Source organism: Micropruina sonneratiae (assembly GCF_025972045.1).
Classification (GTDB): domain Bacteria; phylum Actinomycetota; class Actinomycetes; order Propionibacteriales; family Propionibacteriaceae; genus Micropruina; species Micropruina sonneratiae.
In genome coordinates, this window is record NZ_JAPDHX010000003.1 from 61,770 (window position 1) to 77,729 (window position 15,960).

Annotated in this window: 17 protein-coding genes; 11 read left to right on the top strand and 6 right to left on the bottom strand. The window is 71.9% G+C overall.

The genetic code is table 11. The annotated features are described in order from the left end of the window. Positions 1 to 15 precede the first annotated feature (15 nt). From OIE40_RS08430 to OIE40_RS08455, 6 genes are read left to right on the top strand one after another with little or no spacing between them, the layout of a single operon-like run. Positions 16 to 1,053: a nucleoside hydrolase gene (locus tag OIE40_RS08430; RefSeq protein ID WP_264701764.1), complete on the top strand. Its 1,038-nt coding sequence runs from the start codon at positions 16 to 18 to the stop codon at positions 1,051 to 1,053. A 34-nt stretch (positions 1,054 to 1,087) separates the two neighbouring features. Beyond that, the gene (locus OIE40_RS08435; RefSeq protein ID WP_264701765.1) at positions 1,088 to 1,897 is read left to right on the top strand and encodes a hypothetical protein; all 810 of its coding nucleotides are present in this window, start codon (positions 1,088 to 1,090) and stop codon (positions 1,895 to 1,897) included. A 6-nt stretch (positions 1,898 to 1,903) separates the two neighbouring features. Then, the gene (locus OIE40_RS08440; RefSeq protein ID WP_264701766.1) at positions 1,904 to 2,683 is read left to right on the top strand and encodes an energy-coupling factor transporter transmembrane component T family protein; all 780 of its coding nucleotides are present in this window, start codon (positions 1,904 to 1,906) and stop codon (positions 2,681 to 2,683) included. A gap of 55 nt (positions 2,684 to 2,738) precedes the next feature. Next, complete coding sequence (locus tag OIE40_RS08445; protein WP_264701767.1) at positions 2,739 to 3,593, top strand: energy-coupling factor ABC transporter ATP-binding protein; 855 nt, start codon at positions 2,739 to 2,741, stop codon at positions 3,591 to 3,593. Continuing rightward, positions 3,590 to 4,396: an energy-coupling factor ABC transporter ATP-binding protein gene (locus OIE40_RS08450; protein ID WP_264701768.1), complete on the top strand. Its 807-nt coding sequence runs from the start codon at positions 3,590 to 3,592 to the stop codon at positions 4,394 to 4,396. The genes OIE40_RS08445 and OIE40_RS08450 overlap by 4 nt, the downstream gene beginning before the upstream one ends. A gap of 48 nt (positions 4,397 to 4,444) precedes the next feature. Beyond that, the gene (locus OIE40_RS08455; protein ID WP_264701769.1) at positions 4,445 to 5,080 is read left to right on the top strand and encodes a DUF3060 domain-containing protein; all 636 of its coding nucleotides are present in this window, start codon (positions 4,445 to 4,447) and stop codon (positions 5,078 to 5,080) included. Positions 5,081 to 5,195: 115 nt separating this feature from the next. Here OIE40_RS08455 and pdxT read toward each other — a convergent pair whose 3' ends face one another. Both pdxT and pdxS read right to left on the bottom strand, forming a co-directional pair. Further along, positions 5,196 to 5,804 (bottom strand): pyridoxal 5'-phosphate synthase glutaminase subunit PdxT, encoded by a 609-nt coding sequence (pdxT, locus tag OIE40_RS08460; RefSeq protein WP_264701770.1) that lies wholly within the window; start codon positions 5,802 to 5,804, stop codon positions 5,196 to 5,198. A 94-nt stretch (positions 5,805 to 5,898) separates the two neighbouring features. Next, positions 5,899 to 6,816, bottom strand: a complete 918-nt coding sequence (gene pdxS, locus OIE40_RS08465) for a pyridoxal 5'-phosphate synthase lyase subunit PdxS (RefSeq protein ID WP_264701771.1) — start codon at positions 6,814 to 6,816, stop codon at positions 5,899 to 5,901. Between the two features lie 725 nt (positions 6,817 to 7,541). Between pdxS and OIE40_RS08470 the strand changes: the two genes are divergently transcribed. Beyond that, a complete protein-coding gene (locus tag OIE40_RS08470) occupies positions 7,542 to 7,727 on the top strand; it encodes a hypothetical protein (RefSeq protein WP_264701772.1) in 186 nt (61 codons plus the stop codon). 50 nt (positions 7,728 to 7,777) lie between these two features. Here the strand turns inward: OIE40_RS08470 and OIE40_RS08475 are convergent, their stop codons facing one another. The 4 genes from OIE40_RS08475 to OIE40_RS08490 form a co-directional block, all read right to left on the bottom strand. After that, on the bottom strand, positions 7,778 to 8,686 hold the full coding sequence (locus tag OIE40_RS08475; RefSeq protein WP_264701773.1) for a flagellar basal body L-ring protein FlgH: 909 nt from the start codon (positions 8,684 to 8,686) through the stop codon (positions 7,778 to 7,780). 205 nt (positions 8,687 to 8,891) lie between these two features. Further along, positions 8,892 to 9,434 (bottom strand): dihydrofolate reductase family protein, encoded by a 543-nt coding sequence (locus OIE40_RS08480; RefSeq protein WP_264701774.1) that lies wholly within the window; start codon positions 9,432 to 9,434, stop codon positions 8,892 to 8,894. Positions 9,435 to 9,512: 78 nt separating this feature from the next. Next, positions 9,513 to 9,665 carry a hypothetical protein gene (locus OIE40_RS08485; RefSeq protein ID WP_264701775.1) on the bottom strand — a complete coding sequence of 51 codons (153 nt, stop codon included), beginning with the start codon at positions 9,663 to 9,665 and terminating at the stop codon, positions 9,513 to 9,515. 332 nt (positions 9,666 to 9,997) lie between these two features. Further along, positions 9,998 to 10,201, bottom strand: a complete 204-nt coding sequence (locus OIE40_RS08490; protein WP_264701776.1) for a cold-shock protein — start codon at positions 10,199 to 10,201, stop codon at positions 9,998 to 10,000. Positions 10,202 to 10,754: 553 nt separating this feature from the next. Between OIE40_RS08490 and OIE40_RS08495 the strand changes: the two genes are divergently transcribed. The 4 genes from OIE40_RS08495 (at position 10,755) to OIE40_RS08510 (ending at position 15,947) form a co-directional block, all read left to right on the top strand. Then, positions 10,755 to 12,332, top strand: coding sequence for a DEAD/DEAH box helicase (locus tag OIE40_RS08495; protein WP_264701777.1), 1,578 nt, complete (start codon positions 10,755 to 10,757; stop codon positions 12,330 to 12,332). A gap of 378 nt (positions 12,333 to 12,710) precedes the next feature. Next, positions 12,711 to 13,562, top strand: coding sequence for a fumarylacetoacetate hydrolase family protein (locus OIE40_RS08500; RefSeq protein WP_264702322.1), 852 nt, complete (start codon positions 12,711 to 12,713; stop codon positions 13,560 to 13,562). A gap of 1 nt (position 13,563) precedes the next feature. After that, positions 13,564 to 14,586 (top strand): zinc-dependent alcohol dehydrogenase, encoded by a 1,023-nt coding sequence (locus OIE40_RS08505; protein WP_264701778.1) that lies wholly within the window; start codon positions 13,564 to 13,566, stop codon positions 14,584 to 14,586. A 107-nt stretch (positions 14,587 to 14,693) separates the two neighbouring features. Then, positions 14,694 to 15,947, top strand: a complete 1,254-nt coding sequence (locus OIE40_RS08510; protein WP_264701779.1) for an ROK family protein — start codon at positions 14,694 to 14,696, stop codon at positions 15,945 to 15,947. Positions 15,948 to 15,960 lie beyond the last annotated feature (13 nt).

Consider the following 15,960-nt stretch of genomic DNA (forward strand, 5'->3'; position numbering starts at 1 on the left):
TGGCAAGGGGGAACAGTGGCCGAGCAGACAGTCCCGCTGATCGTCGACGTCGACACCGGCATCGACGACTCGCTCGCCCTGCTGTACCTGATGGCCAGCCCCGAGGCCGAACTGCTCGGCATCACCTGCACGGCCGGCAACGTGACCGCCCGGCAGGTCGCCACCAACAACCTCGCCTGGCTCGAGCTGTGCGGCTACGCGGACGTCGAGGTCGCGCTCGGTGCCGAGGTGCCGATCATTGCGCCGCTGATGACCACCGAGGAGACCCACGGACCGCAGGGCATCGGCTATGCCGAACTGCCCGCACCCACCCGCGCGCTGTCGTCCCGGCACGCCACGCAGGTGTGGATCGACAACGCGCGCCGGCGTCCGGGCGAGATCACCGGACTGGTCACCGGGCCGCTCACCAACCTGGCGCTGGCGGTCAAGCTCGAACCGGAACTGCCCCGGCTGCTGAAGCGCATCGTGGTGATGGGGGGTGCGTTCAACCATCCCGGCAACACCAACCCCACCACCGAATGGAACGTCGCCGTCGACCCGGACGCCGCCAGGATCGTCTTCGACGCCTTCTCGGGCCTGCCGGAGGGGCGGCGTCCGGTCATCTGCGCCCTGGACGTCACCGAACGGATCGAGATGCGTCCGCACCACATCGCGGCGCTCGCGGAGGCGTGCGGCAGCACCCCGGCCGAGATCATCGATCCGGACGACCCGCCCGGCCGGCGCTCGCAGGCGTCCAACCGGGTGGTGCGGCACCTGAGTGACGCCGTCCGGTTCTATATGGAGTTCCATCGGCTCTACGACCAGGGGTTCCTGGCGCACATGCACGACCCGTTCGCGGCGGCCGTCGCGCTCGACCCGGCGCTGGCGACCACCCGGCGCGCCACCGTCGACGTGGAACTGGCCGGCACCCTCACCCGCGGGCAGACCGTCGCCGACTGGCGAGGCATGTGGGGCCGCGAGCCGAACGCCGACATCGTGGTCGACACCGACCCCGAGGAGTTCTTCCGGCGCGCCATCGAGCGGGTCGCTGCGCTCGCCCGGCGGGTCGGCTGAGCACAATGTGACAACGACTTCGCCAGGAGGACCCGTGAGCACGACCACCACCGGACAGGGCAACGCCAACCGAACCCGCAACCTCGCCCTGATCGTGATCGGCACCCTGATCGTGCTGGCCACCTACCTGTACCTGGTCATCGCGCAGCCGACGGAACTCGCCGACAACGCCTCGGCGCCGGCCGGGCTGATCGCGATGGCCGGCTACCTGGTCGGCGCGGTACTGATCGCCGCCGGGTCGATCCACCGGCTCTCCACCGTCACGATCGCGATGGTGCCGGTGGCGATAGCGCTCAACATCGTCGTCGGGCAGCTGGTCGTCGTGCTGGCCCTGCCGGTCTATCTCGACTCGATCGGCACCGTGCTCATCTCGGTGCTGGCCGGGCCGGCCGCCGGCGTGGTGACCGGCATCCTGACCAACGTGATCTGGGGGCTGATCCTGAGCCCGTCCGTGTTGCCGTTCGCCGTGGTGCAGGTGGTCATCGGGCTGATGGCCGGCTACGCCGCCCGCTACGGCATGTTCCGCCGGGTGTGGCTCGCGCCCATCGCCGGCGCCGTCACCGGGGTGGTGGCGGCGATGATCTCGGCGCCGATCGCCGCCTTCGTCTTCGGCGGGGTGACCGCGCCCGGCACCGGCGCGCTGGTCGGCATGTTCCAGGCCTGGGGCAACTCGCTGCTGGCGTCCACCACCTTCCAGGGGTTGCTGTCCGACCCGCTGGACAAGTTGCTGTCGTTCACCGTGGTGGTGCTCATCCTGACCGCGCTGCCGAGCCGGTTCCTGCAACGGTTCCCGTTCGTCCGCGAGTACCGGGTGTTCCGGCGTCCCGGCGTGAAAGCGGCCTGAGCGGGCGTGTCGACGACCCTGTACGTCGAGCGGGTATCGCCGGTCCACCGGCTGAACCCGGTCACCAAACTGGTGGCGCTGCTGTGCCTGCTGGTGGTGGTGTTCGCCATCGCGCAGTGGTGGGTCGGGGTGGGGGTGCTGCTGCTGGTGATCGTGCCGGCGGCGGTGGCGTCCGGCTGTGGGGGAGTGCTGGCCGGCTTCGCGCTGCGGCTGCTGCTGCCGGTGCTGGCGATGCTGGTGCTCGTGCAGGGGCTGACCTACCCGGGCGGGCAGACCGTGCTGTGGGAGTGGGGTCCGCTGGCGCTGACCACCGAAGGGTTGCTGTTCGCGGCGACGATCGGTGCGCGGCTGGCGTGCCTGGTGTGCGCGTCGGTGCTGCTGGTGCTGACCACGCACCCCGGCGAGCTGATGTCGGCGCTGACCGAGAAGGGCCTGTCGCCGAAGTTCAGCTACATCATCTCCTCGACGCTGCAGTTGATCCCGTCGTTCCGCGACCGGGCCGACAGCATCCTGCTCGCGCAGCAGGCCCGCGGCCTGGCCGTTCCACGCAATCCGCTGCGCCGGCTCGGCGTCCTGATGCCGCTGCTCGGGCCACTCGTGCTGGGCATGTTCACCGACGTCGAAGAGCGGTCGACGGCCATGGAGGCGCGCGGTTTCGGCTCGACCGCACGCCGCACGTCGCTGGTGCCGGTGCCCGACACCACGGCCCAGCGGGTGGCGCGCTGGGTGATGCCGGCCCTGGCCGCGGTGGCGATCGTGGCGCCGTTCGTGTGGGGGTCGCGGTGAGAGTGCTCACTGCGCTGTGGACCGGGGGGACCGTTCTTCCGTCGGGAGGTGGCCGATGACTGACCAGGGCTTCGTGGTGCTCGACGACGTCACCTACGCCTACCCGGACGCCGACCGCCCCGTCCTCCACGGCGTCCGGCTCGAGATCGCGGCCGGGTCGATCACCGGGGTGGTCGGGGCGTCCGGGGCGGGCAAGACCACGCTGGCGAAGCTGATCAGCGGGTTCATTCCGCAGGTGGACGGCGGCGACCTCACCGGCACCGTGTCGGTCGGCGGGCGCGATCTGGCCGAGCTGTCGCTGGTCGAGGCGGTCGGTCAGGTCGGCCTGGTCATCCAGAACCCGTTCAACCAGATCTCCGGCGCCAAGTACACCGTCCGCGAAGAGATCGCCTTCGGGCTCGAGAACGTCGGCACCCCTCGCGCCGAGATGGCCAAGCGGGTGGACGACGTGGCCCGGCTGCTGCGGATCACCGACCTGCTCGACCGCTCGCCGTACGCGCTGTCCGGCGGGCAGATGCAGCTCGTCGCCATCGCCTCGATGCTGGTGCTGCGCACCCCCGTGCTGGTGATGGACGAGCCCACCTCGCAACTCGACCCGGCAGGCACCCGGCTGGTGTTCGACGTGCTCAACACGCTCGAGGAGGCGGGCCTGACCGTGATCGTCTTCGAGCACAAGCAGGAGCTGCTGCAGGCCTACGCCGACCGGTTGCTGGTGCTGGCCGGCGGGCGGATCGTCGCCGACGGCGACCCGACCACCGTGCTCGCCGACGACCACACCGAAGAGTGGGGGATCGGCGCCACACGCTTCACCCGCGCCGCCCGGATCGCCCGGGATCGCGGGCTGTTGAACGGCGGCGTGCTGCCCGTCTCGTTCGAGCAGGCCGTGGAGACGTTCGGGGGCCCGCGATGACCGCGGTGCGGTTCGACGGCGTCCGGTTCAGCTACCCGGGCGGCGTCGAGGCGTTGCGCGGGGTGAGCCTGGCCGTCGCGCCCGGCGAGCGGGTGGCGATCGTCGGCCAGAACGGCGCAGGCAAGACCACCCTGGTGCGGCACCTGAACGGCATCCACCAGCCCACCGCGGGGGTGGTCACCGTCGGCGACCGGCCCACCACCGGACGCCCGATCGCCGAGCTGGCGGCCCTGGTCGGCTACGTGTTCCAGAACCCCGACGAGCAGATCTTCGCCTCGACCGTGCTGGCCGACGTCGAGTTCGGGCCGCGCAACCTCGGGGTCACCGGGGCCGAGGTGACGACGCGGGCGGTGGAGGCACTGGAGCAGGTCGGGCTGGCCGCGACCGCTCACACCCATCCGATGCATCTGTCCTTGTCCGAGCGCAAACGGGTGGCGCTGGCGGGAGTGTTGGCGATGTGCACCGACGTCGTGGTGCTGGACGAGCCGACCACCGGCCAGGACGCCCGCGGCGTCGAGTTGGTGGCCGGGGTGGTGGAGTCGCTGGCGGCCGCGGGCCGGACGGTGATCGCCATCACCCACGACATGGACGTGGCCGCCGAGCATTTCGAGCGGGTGGTGGTGATGGCGCGCGGCGAGGTGCTCGCCGACGGCCCGCCCGCGGAGGTCTTCGGGCAGGACGACGTGCTGGCCGCCGCGGCGGTCGAGGCGCCGCAGCTCATGCGGCTGGCCGGACGCCTCGGCTGGCAACGGCGTCCGCTCACCCCGGAGCAGTTCGTGGACGCCTGGCAGGCCGAGCGCTGACGGCCGCGTCCCGCCACACCGCGGCAACCCCGTGCCTAGAATCCGGCCATGAGTCGAACAGCGCCCCGTGCGGCGGGCCTGGCCGGGCTTGGGCTGCTGGTTCTCACCGCCTGCACCGGCACGCCGGCCGCGCCCCCGACGCCGTCGATCGGGACGCTGGTCTCGACCGCGCGCGCCACCGCGTCGGCCGGCCCGGCGACGGGGACGCCGGACGCCTCGAAGCCGGCCACCTGGGTGAGCCTCGCCGCGGGCTCGACCACCCAGTGCGAGGCCGGCACCGGCTACGCGATCCACGGCGCCGGCGACTACTGGCTGACCGGAGACTGCGACGCGGTGAGCCTCAGCGCCGACGGCAGCGACGTCGAGAGTGCCGGACCGATCGCCGTGCTTACCGTGCAGGGCGACAACAACGACGTGGACGCCAGGGCGGTCGCCGCGCTCAAGGTGAGCGGTGACGGCAACGACCTCGAGACCGACGACGTGACCAACGGCTCTGTCTCCGGTCAGGACAACGACCTGTCGCTGACCAGCGCCAATGCGCTGCTGGTGAACGGCGATCACAACAGCTTCGAGGTCGAGACGCGGATCGGCCTGCTCACCATCAACGGCAACGACAACGAGGTCGAAGCGCAGAGCATCGAGAAGCGCGACGTGGTCGGCGACGGCAACCGGATCACCCCGTAGCAGCAGGTCGTCCCCGGCGACCCGGGCAGGGGCGTGGTGACGTTGCGCGCCTGCGGACCCGTTGCGGCTGTTGCAACACCCGCAACGTGACCGGACGCGCGCAATGTCGCGAGGGTCAGCCGGCGGCCCGGGCCAGGGCGACGAAGGCGGCGTGGACGCGGGGGTCGCCCCCCATCTCGGGGTGGAAGGCGGTGGCCAGCAGGTTGCCCTGCCGGACGGCCACCACGTGCCGGGCGCCGTCCGGACGCGGCACGCTCGCCAGCACCTCGACGTCCGGCCCGCACCCGACCACCTCGGGCGCCCGAATGAACACCGCCCGGAAGGCGCCGCCGGCGGGCCAGCCGGAATCGAGGTCGGCCTCGAACGAGTCGGTCTGGCGTCCGAACGCGTTGCGCCGCACGGTGACATCGAGGCCGCCGAAGGTCTGCTGGTCTGCCGGGGCGTCGACGAGCCGGTCGGCCAGCATGATCATGCCCGCGCACGATCCGAAGGCGGGCAGGCCGGCTCGCAGCGCCGCGACCAGCGGCTCGCGCAGGTCGAAGGCGCGGGCCAGCTTGTCGATGGTGGTGGACTCGCCGCCGGGGATGACCAGCCCGGCCAGCCCGTCCAACTCGGCCGGACGCCGCACCGGTCGCGGCAACGCCCCGCAGGCGGTCAGCGCCGCAACGTGCTCGCGGACGTCGCCTTGCAGGGCGAGGACGCCGACGACGGGCGCCGCCGTCACCGGGGCTCCCGGAGTGGGGCGGGCGGTAGGGATCCCGGGGCGAGCTCGGGATGACGAAGGGCGCCTGAGCGACCACCACCGCCCCGGACGGTGCTCACCAACCGCGTTCGGCGAGCCGGTGCGGCTCGGGGACGTCCTCGACGTTGATGCCCACCATCGCCTCGCCGAGGCCGCGCGACACCTGGGCGATGACGTCCGGGTCGTCGTAGAAGGTGGTCGCCTTGACGATCGCGGCGGCCCGTTGCGCCGGGTTGCCGGACTTGAAGATGCCCGAGCCGACGAACACGCCCTCAGCGCCGAGCTGCATCATCATCGCCGCGTCGGCCGGGGTGGCGATGCCGCCGGCGGTGAACAGGACCACGGGCAGCTTGCCGGTCTCGGCCACCTCGCGGACCAGCTCGTAGGGCGCCTGCAGCTCCTTGGCCGCGACGTACAGCTCGTCGGCGGGCAGCGACGACAGCCGGCGCAGTTCGGCGCGGATCTGCCGCATGTGGGTGGTCGCGTTCGAGACGTCCCCGGTGCCGGCCTCGCCCTTCGAGCGGATCATCGCCGCCCCCTCGGTGATCCGCCGCAGCGCCTCGCCCAGGTTGGTCGCGCCGCACACGAACGGCACCGTGAACTGCCACTTGTCGATGTGATGGGCGTAGTCGGCGGGGGTGAGCACCTCGGACTCGTCGATGTAGTCGACGCCCAGCGCCTGCAGCACCTGCGCCTCGACGAAGTGCCCGATCCGCGCCTTGGCCATCACCGGAATGGTGACCGCCGAGACGATGCCGTCGATCAGGTCCGGGTCGCTCATCCGCGCGACGCCACCCTGAGCCCGGATGTCGGCCGGCACCCGCTCCAGCGCCATCACGGCGACGGCGCCGGCGTCCTCGGCGATCTTCGCCTGCTCGGCGGTGACCACATCCATGATCACGCCGCCCTTGAGCATCTCGGCCATGCCCCGCTTCACCCGCGAGGTGCCGGTCTGCGCGGCGCCGTTCGCCTGCGGGGTGGTGGTTGCTGTCATCTGCCTGCCTTCCGTTGTGCCGGACCATTATGGGCCGGACGTCGTGGCGCCCCCGGCGGGGGTCTGTCCGTGGGCAACGGACCGGGCGGCGGCACCGTGTGGGGCGGCCGTGCACCGGCCGGGCGAATACGCAGATCGGACACCGTTCGTGCCGGAGCGGGCCGAGCTGGTCGGGGCATGACGACCGGACCGGCCCTGGTGGCCGAATCGATCCGGCCGGGCACCAGGACGATCGGCGCAGGCGCCGATGGCCTGGCGATCGCCGACCTCACCCCGCTGTCGACGTGCGATTGGTCGGGACGGTTGGTGGCGACCGCCCTCCTGCAGGGCTGCCCATGGGCGCTGCGGGTACTGCCACAACCCCGACCTGCTCGACCCCGGGATCGCCGGCCGGGTGCCCTGGGCGAGGGGGCGCGACCTACTGCGACGACGCCGTGGCCTGATCGACGGTGTGGTGTTCTCCGGCGGCGAGCCGACCCGGCAGGCGGCAACGGCCTGCGCCGTCGACGAGGTGCAAGCCGCGGGGTTCGCCGTCGGCCTGCACACCGCCGGGGCGTACCCGTCCCGGTTGGCGGGTCTGCTGCCGCAGCTCGACTGGGTGGGGCTCGACATCAAGGCGCTGCCCGAGGAGTACGGGGCGGTGACCGGGGTGGCCGCCTCCGGAGGTGCGGGCGTTCCAGGCGCTCGAGCTGGTGGTCGCCTCCTATGTCGACCACGAAGTACGAGTGACCATCGATCCTGCCGTTCACACCGACCGCGACATCCGTCGGCTCATCGCGCCGGTGCAGGCGCGTGGTGCGGGGCGGATCGTCCTGCAGCAGCTTCGCAGGCCGGACGGCTCGGTGGCACCCGCGCTGCCGGTCCAGTCCGAGCCGCCGGTCGGCGTCCAGCACCGTGCGGCGGCGCCGTGAGTGATGCGACCGAACGCGCTCGGCGCACCGGCGGCGGCGCAGGTGAGGGTTCAGCTCGACTCGTAGCGGCCCGGATCGGTCCAGACGCAGATGCGGTCGTCGGAGTTGCCACCGGCGGGCCACACCGCGACCAGCCGCATCGGGTCGGCGTTCTGGGTGAGGCCGTGCGGGTGGGTGAGGATCATGTACATCGTCTTGCCGTCGATGGTGAGCGGGGCGGCATTGGTCGGGGCGATGCCGCCCCACACCTTGACCCGCCCGGTCTCGGTGCGTTGCTGGGTGGGACAGACCCCGCCGTAGCCGCGCCGGTCGTCGAGGTTGACCAGCGCGGGCAGTTCACCGACCCGTTCGACGCCCACCCTGCGGGTGGACTTGAACGTGCCCGGGCTCGAGCAGGGCAGGTGGTCGTCGATCACCGGTTCACGCAGCCGTTCGACGACCTTGAAGCCGCCCTTTGTCGCCGTCACCTTGCTGGTGCCGTCGCCACAGCGCACCGTCCAGGCGATCGGGATGGTGACCTGTTCGGGGGTCCCGTCGGCACCGGCCAGCCAGATGTGCCACTGCTCGCGGTAGCCGTTGCCGTCGAGTTGGGCGATGGAGACCGCCATGTCCTCCAGGCCGTCGGCGTTGGCGTCGGAATAGACCGGCTTGCCGATCGTGTAGGTGCGTTTGTGCCTGTCGGGCTTGGTGACGTCGACCGCGGTGATCTGGGAGTGGCTCTCGAACCACTGCCAGTCCAACCCGGCCGGGTCGAGGTGGCGGATGGCGTCGGCGGCCGGTCCTGCGGGGGTGGTCGCCGAGGCGCTGGGCTCGGGTGCGGTGGGCTCTGGTGCGTTCGGCGCCGCACTGCCGGAGGTCGTGGGCCCGGTGTCGACAGGGGGCGGACCCGATGTGCATCCGGCGGCCAGGCCGAGCGCGACAAGGCCGATCAGCAGGTGGCGGAAGGGGGTGAGACGCATCGGCACTCCTCGACGACAGGCGGGCGGTCAGTGCGGGGAGGGTGCTTCAGTGTGGCCAGGGCCGCGGCGGCGGGTCAAGGTTTCCGGCCGGGTTCCTGAAAACGGTGCACTCGTCGCCGCCCCTAGGCGGCGGTTCGCCCCAGGGTCGGTCCGGGTGGCCGGACGAGTGCACCGTATTCAGGGTCACCTGCAGGGCACGACCGTCTCAGGGCCGCAGCGAGTAGGTGAGCACCGCGTTGCCCGCCGGGGTGATCACCGAATCGACCAGCTGCAGTCGGGTCAGCGGCACAGACTCGTCGAACAGCCGCCCGCCGTCGGGGGTCACGGCCGGGTGCATGGTCAGCGTGAGGGTGTCGATCGCGCCGCCGACGAACAACGACCGCACGGTCTGCACGCCGCCGGCGACGCTGACCCGGCCGGCCGCCGTCGCCGCGAGCCGGCGGACGTAGTCGACCGGGTCGCCCACGGCGACGGTGCTGTTCCACTCCAGCGGACCCTGCAGGGTCGAGGAGATGACGTGCTTGCGGACCGGGTTGATGAAGGCGCCGAACGGGTCGTCGGCGGTGGCCCAGTAGTCCTTCCACTCCTGCCACAGCTTCCGGCCGATGACCAGGTCGGTGACGCCCTCCAGGGCCGTGGTCATCAGTTCGCCCTCGGCCTCGCCGAAGGCGTCGAACTGGAACAGGTGCGGATCGCGGGCCACGCCGTTGACGGAGTAGAACAGGTGGGCGCTGACGGGTGCGGACATGTCGTTCCTTCGTGTCGCGGGCGGCGGTTCCGCCCTCCGATCAGTCAGACGGGACGGGCCGCCGAAACTGGTCGGTGATCACGTGACGATTTCGGCCGGCAGGCCGAGCAGCGTGAACACCGAGGCGCCCAGGTAGTGCGTGAGGTCGGTGATGCCGGCGTCCGACGCCTCCACGACGTGCACCGCGAACGGCTCGCAGCGGCGGTCGTCGACGAGGTGGTAGCAGGCCACCGCCGGACGATCGTTGAGGCGTCCGCCGGCAGCGGATCGCCCAGCGCGGGAGCGGCGTCGCCGACGGTGCCCTGCGCCCGCAGGTCCATCGGCAGCGCGCGCCGTTGCGGGGCACGGGTCATGTCGATGCACACGTTGACCGCGACCCGGTACTGGTTGATCGAGCCCTTCCGTTCCGCGCTCGTCGAACGAGCCGCGGTTCACGCCGGCCGTGCGCACTCACCCTCACGGTGGCGGGCGGCGCACGGGGATCGGCGCTTCGCTGTGCTCAGCGGGTGGGCTGAGCGGCCGGTGTGAGTCGAACGGCTGCCCGACTCACACCGGCGGGTGGCTCACAGGGCGCGGATGTTCGTCGCCTGCAGGCCCTTCTGGCCCTGCTCGATGCCGAACTCGACCTGCTGGCCCTCGAACAGGTCGCGGCGGCCGTGGCCCTCGATGGCGCTGAAGTGAGCGAAGACGTCGGGCGAGCCGTCGGACGGGGCGATGAAGCCGTAGCCCTTGTCGGAGTTGAACCATTTGACAGTGCCAGTGGCCATGTCATCTTTCCTTTGTTTCGTGGGGCGCCGTGTGCGCCCCGGTTTTCCATCCCGGAGATGCCGGGGCGGGATCCATGGGTGGGCAGCACCTCGGAGCCGGCGTCCGGGACAGGTCGGCCGGGCGGCGCGGGTGCTGCGGGCAGCCGAAACGAGCCGGTGAAGGACCGGCCGGGATGCTGCGGGTGTTGCGATGATGCGGATCGTTTCTCGTGCGAGGTCCGTGAAGGACGGCGACGGACGGGGGACTCGGGGAATGATCGACCCGGATCGCGGGGCGAGCAAACCATCGGCGTGTTGAACTGCGAACCTTCGGGTGTTACGCCGACCGGCCTGCTCAACCTGGACAGGTGTGCAACTGGTGCGACCACCGACAATACCAGGGTTGGCGGGGGTCGTGGTGCGCGCCGCCGTGGCTTTGTGTGGAATACTGTGGGACAGGTCGCGGTCGTCGCGACCCGCATCGCACCACATTCCGTGTCGAGCTGGCAGGTGTCCGCACCGCCGCCCACGGACTTGGACCGTGGTGAACACTCCTTGTGAAAGTAGACGTTTCGTGTCCAACACCTATACCGCCGTGGGCTTTGCCGCGCTCGGCGTCCCGCAACCCCTGGTCGACGCGCTGACGGCGCGCGGCCTCACGGCCCCGTTCCCGATCCAGGCCGCCACGCTGCCGGACACGCTCGCCGGACGCGACGTGCTCGGCCGGGGCCGCACCGGCTCGGGCAAGACCCTCGCCTTCGCGCTGCCGGTGGTCGCCCGGCTGGCCCGGCTCGTCCCGTCGGCCGGACGCGTCGCCGCCCGGACCCGCCCCGGACATCCGCGGGCGCTGATCCTCGCACCGACCCGCGAGCTGGCCGGCCAGATCCTGGCCACGGTGCGGCCGCTGGCCGAGGCGTCCGGCCTGAGCGTGATGACGATCTTCGGCGGCGTCAACCAGTCCGGCCAGGTCCGCCAGCTGCGGCAGGGCGCCGACATCGTCGTCGCCACGCCGGGACGCCTCGAGGACCTGATCGGACAGGGCCACGCCAGCCTGGGCGACGTGGCCGTGACCGTGCTCGACGAGGCCGACCACATGGCCGACCTTGGCTTCCTGCCCGCCGTCACCCGGCTGCTCGCCGCCACCCCCGCCGGCGGCCAGCGGCTGCTGTTCTCGGCGACGCTCGACCACCACATCGACGCGCTGGTGAAGCGCTTCCTGCACCAACCGCTGGTGCACTCGGTCGACGCGGCGGCGTCCGCGCCTGCCGAGATGACCCACCACGTGCTGCTGGTCGACTCGCCGGCGACCAAGCGTCAGGTGGTCCGCACCCTGGCCGCCGGCCGGACGCGGCGGCTGCTGTTCACCCGCACCAAGCACCAGGCCCGCAAGCTCGCCCGCGACCTGACCGCCGACGGCGTGCCGGCCGTCGAGCTGCACGGCAACCTGTCCCAGAACGCGCGCGAGCGTGGCCTGAAGGCGTTCGCAGACGGCTCGGTGAGCGTGATGGTCGCCACCGACATCGCGGCCCGCGGCATCCACATCGACGACGTCGGCCTGGTCGTGCACGTCGACCCGCCGGCCGAGCACAAGGCGTACCTGCACCGCTCCGGCCGCACCGCGCGGGCCGGACACGACGGCGACGTCGTCACCCTGGTGCTGCCCGAGCAGCGCTCCGACTTCAAGGCGCTCGCCCGGGCCGCCAGGATCAGCGTCGAGCCGACCCCGGTCGCCGGTGGCGATCACCGCGTCGCCGCCCTCGCCGGCGAGCCGGCCCTGCCCGTGCCGCCCGGCGAGGCGCACCCCGCCGCCGCGACCAAGTCGGCGGCCCAGCCGCAGGCGTCCGGGCGCGGCAAGCCCCGCGGCTCCAGCGGTGTCGGACGCCGGGGGGCGACCGCCGCGCCGGGCGCCAACCGCGGCTCGTCGTCCCGCAACTCGTCCTCCCGCGCCCGGGCCGGTCAGGCCCCGCGCACCCGCACCGAGGACGGCTCGCCCGCCCAGCGCCGGACGAAGCAACCGGCGACCACCGGCGGCTGGGGCGCTGCCCGCGGCTCGCGCAATCCGGCCGCCGTCGGCGACAACGTGGTCAGGTTCTCCCAGCGTGGCAGCGCCGGGCGCAGCCGCTCGGGCAACTCCCGCCGGGCTGCCGTCTGACCATTTTCTGGTTCATATCAACGGAGGTGGTCGACGGTCCTGGACGTTGAACCGGTTTGTGGTGGGTATATACACCCCCCGGGGGTATCTATTGCAACCATATGTCGGTTCCTGTGGTCCGACGCGGCGACCACCAGCCACCAATCAACCACAAAGCGGTTCTTGGCAGGAGGCCGGCCTGACGGGACCCAAACGTGAGCGGGCCGATGAGGTGATCGCCGCGGCATCCGGGCTCTCGGCCCAGCTGGGGTTCCGCGGGGAGGCCTGAGGCGTCAGGATGCTGTGTCCGGCGTATTAATCCAGTCAATGGCGAAACCCCGTGGATGCGGGTAGCGTGCGTGCCACCGTCAGACCACAAAGGAGTGTCCTGTGAAACTGATGCGGATCGGCGAGGCGGGCAGCGAGCGTCCGGTCGTCCGGCTCGACGAGGAGCACTACCTGGACGTCTCGGACGAGTTCAGTGACTTCGACGAGCGGTTCTTCGGCTCGGACGGGCTCAACCGGCTCGCCGAGGTGGTGGCCGGGCGGACGGCCGAGGGCGACCGCGTCCGGTTCGCCGGCGAGCGGATCGGGGCGCCGATCGCGCGCCCGCACCAGATCCTGTGCATCGGGCTGAACTACCGCGACCACGCGGCCGAGACCGGGCAGCGGGTGCCCGCCGAGCCTATCCTGTTCACCAAGTCTCCCAACACGATGGTCGGGCCGAACGACGACGTCCGCATTCCACGCGGCTCGACGAAGACCGACTGGGAGGTCGAACTCGGCATCGTGATCGGACGCCGCACCTCGTACCTGGCGAGCCCGGCCGATGCGGCGGCGTCCATCGCCGGCTACGTCGTCGTCAACGACGTCAGCGAACGCGCCTTCCAGACCGAACGAGGCGGGCAGTGGTGCAAGGGCAAGTCCGCCGAGACGTTCAATCCGTGCGGGCCCTGGCTGGTCACCCCCGACGAGCTCGCGGACGTCGGCGGGCTCGACCTGTGGCTGGACGTCAACGGCGTCCGGCGGCAGAGCGGCAGCACCTCGTTGATGATCTTCGACCCGCTGTTCCTGGTGCACTACCTGAGCCAGTTCCTGGTGCTGGAGCCGGGTGACCTGATCAACACCGGGACGCCGCCCGGCGTGGGCATGGGGCTGGAGCCGCCGGTGTTCCTCCAGGCCGGCGACATCGTCGAACTCGGCGTCACCGGTCTCGGGGTGCAACGCCAGCGAGTCGTCGGGCCGCGCTGACATGCGGGCCCTGCGACTGGCCGAGTTCGGCCGCCTCGAGGTCGTCGAACTGCCCGATCCGACGCCCGGGCCGGGCGAGGTGCTCATCGGCGTCGGCTTCACCGGCATTTGCGGCACCGACCTGCACGGCTACACCGGTGCGAACGGACGCCGCCGGCCCGGCCAGGTGATGGGGCACGAGACCTCCGGACGGGTGCGTGCCGTCGGCCCGGGGGTCGCCGGCCCCGCGCCCGGCACCGCCGTCACGGTCAACCCCGTGGTCGTGCCCGAGGCGGACGCCGACGCCTGGCGCGGGCGCGAGCAACAGCACCCGGACAAGTACGTCATCGGCGTGCGGCCCGACCTTCCGGCGGCCTTCGCGCAGTCGTTGGTGGTGCCGGCCCGCAACGTCGTGACCCTGCCCGCGGGGATGCCGCTGACGCACGGGGCGCTGATCGAGCCGCTGGCGGTGGCCACGCACGCCGTCGCCCGGCTGCCCCGGGTGGCCGGCGCCACGGTGCTGATGACCGGCGGCGGCCCGATCGGCCAGTCGGTGGTGGTGGCCCTGCGCCAGGCGGGGGCTGCAACGGTGGTGGTCAGCGAGCCGTCCGCGCCGCGCCGCAACCTGCTCGCCGGTCTGGGTGCGGTGGTCATCGACCCGGCGGACGGACCGGTGGCCGAGCAGGTGCTGGCACTGACCGGGGCGGCGTCGTGCGCGCTGGACGCGGTCGGCACGTCGGGCTCGGTGGCCGACTGTCTGCAGGCCACCGAGGCGGGCGCCACGGTGTGCCTGGTCGGCATGGCCTCGCCGCGGCTGGAACTCGCGGCGTTCGACGTGACGACGGCCGAGCGCATGCTGACCGGCAGTTTCGCCTACTCCAGCCTCGACTTCGCCACGGCGTCCGAGGCCCTGGCCGGTACGCCCCAGCTTGCCGACGCCTTGATCAGCCGCACGGTGCCGCTCGCCGAGGCACCGGCCACCTTCGCGGCCCTCGCCGCCGGCGATCCGACCCCCGGCAAGGTGCTGGTGTCCTTCGAACGGTGAGTCCGACGGACCACTCCTGGACGGGCGGACGGTAGAGACAGCGCGGCGCAGACAAACTACATTGACTTGAGTTACGTGTTTTCCACCCCAGAGCCGAGGTGAGATCGATGCGGGCGCTGCGACGAGGCACCAACCTGTCGCGCGTCGCCGGGTTCAACGAGGCTGTCGTGATCGACGCCATCCGGCGGGCCCGCGACGGCCTCAGCCGGGTGGAGGTGGCCGAGCAGACCGGCCTGTCGGCCCAGACCGTCTCGAACATCGTCCGCCGGATGCTCGAATCCGGGTTGCTGCTCGAGGGTGACCGCGTCACCCGCGGTCTGGGCAAGCCGCGCACCCCGCTCACCCTCGACCCTCAGGGTCGTTACGCCGTCGGCGTCCACCTCGACCCACTGTTCGTCACCGTGGTCGTGGTCAGCCTGCGCGGCGAGGTCGTGGCGCACATGCGGATGCCGAGCCCGGCGCAGGTCGAGCCGACACGGGTGATCGCCGACCTGGCCGAGGCGGTCCCGGCGTTGCTCGACGAGGCGGGGGTTCCCGGCGAACTCGTGGCCGGCGTGGGGGTGGCCGCCCCGGGCCCGATCGACGTCGCGAACGGCTCGGTGCTGGCGCCGCCGCACCTGCCGCGCTGGCGCTACGTGCCGGTGGTCGACGAACTGGCCGCCCAACTGGGGCTGCCGGTGCTGCTGGACAAGGACGTGGTGGCGGGCGCGATCGGCGAGCGGTGGACGGGCGCGACGCTCGGCCAGGCCCACTCGCTGTTCCTGTACCTGAGCACGGGCATCGGGCTCGGCGTCGCCGACAACGACAGCATCATTCGCGGGTCGACGGGCAACGCCGGCGACATCGGGCATCTGAACGTCGACGACAACGGCCCGCTGTGCGAGTGCGGACGCCGTGGCTGCCTGGGCGCCACGCTGAGCCCGGCGGCGCTGGTCGAGCAGGCGGTGCAGTCGCGGCTGCTGGCCGGCCGGCACCTCGAGGCCGTGCACGCCTCCGACCCGGTCCGGGTCGACGAGTCGTTCGCGGAACTGTGTGCCCTGGTGGATGCCGGGGAACCCGGCGCCCTCGTCCTCGTCGATGCCTCGGCGAGGCAGTTGGCGAAGGCCATCTCGACCCTGGCCAACCTCTTCGACACCGACGCCGTGGCGATCGGCGGACCGACCTGGATGCGGCTGCGCGGGGTGTACCTGCCCCGGCTGGAGGCGCTGGTCGCCGCCGACCTGCTGGGGCGTCCGGGCGACCGTCCGGTTGCCCTCGTCGGCACCGTCCTGGGTGACGACGTGATCGCGGTGGGGGCGGCCTGCCTGGTGCTGGATCGTGCCTTCGCGCCCGCGGTGACCGCGATCGCTCTGGAGGCCTGAGCGGCTCCGTCTC

Excerpts from the sequence above, each read along its gene's own strand:
- OIE40_RS08500 (WP_264702322.1), top strand. The coding sequence starts at position 12,711 with ATGCGGATCGGCGAGGCGGGCAGCGAGCGTCCGGTCGTCCGGCTCGAC.
- OIE40_RS08445 (WP_264701767.1), top strand. The coding sequence starts at position 2,739 with ATGACTGACCAGGGCTTCGTGGTGCTCGACGACGTCACCTACGCCTAC.
- OIE40_RS08490 (WP_264701776.1), bottom strand. The coding sequence starts at position 10,201 with ATGGCCACTGGCACTGTCAAATGGTTCAACTCCGACAAGGGCTACGGC.
- OIE40_RS08450 (WP_264701768.1), top strand. The coding sequence starts at position 3,590 with ATGACCGCGGTGCGGTTCGACGGCGTCCGGTTCAGCTACCCGGGCGGC.
- OIE40_RS08475 (WP_264701773.1), bottom strand. The coding sequence starts at position 8,686 with ATGCGTCTCACCCCCTTCCGCCACCTGCTGATCGGCCTTGTCGCGCTC.
- OIE40_RS08505 (WP_264701778.1), top strand. The coding sequence starts at position 13,564 with ATGCGGGCCCTGCGACTGGCCGAGTTCGGCCGCCTCGAGGTCGTCGAA.
- OIE40_RS08510 (WP_264701779.1), top strand. The coding sequence starts at position 14,694 with ATGCGGGCGCTGCGACGAGGCACCAACCTGTCGCGCGTCGCCGGGTTC.
- OIE40_RS08455 (WP_264701769.1), top strand. The coding sequence starts at position 4,445 with ATGAGTCGAACAGCGCCCCGTGCGGCGGGCCTGGCCGGGCTTGGGCTG.
- OIE40_RS08480 (WP_264701774.1), bottom strand. The coding sequence starts at position 9,434 with ATGTCCGCACCCGTCAGCGCCCACCTGTTCTACTCCGTCAACGGCGTG.
- pdxS (WP_264701771.1), bottom strand. The coding sequence starts at position 6,816 with ATGACAGCAACCACCACCCCGCAGGCGAACGGCGCCGCGCAGACCGGC.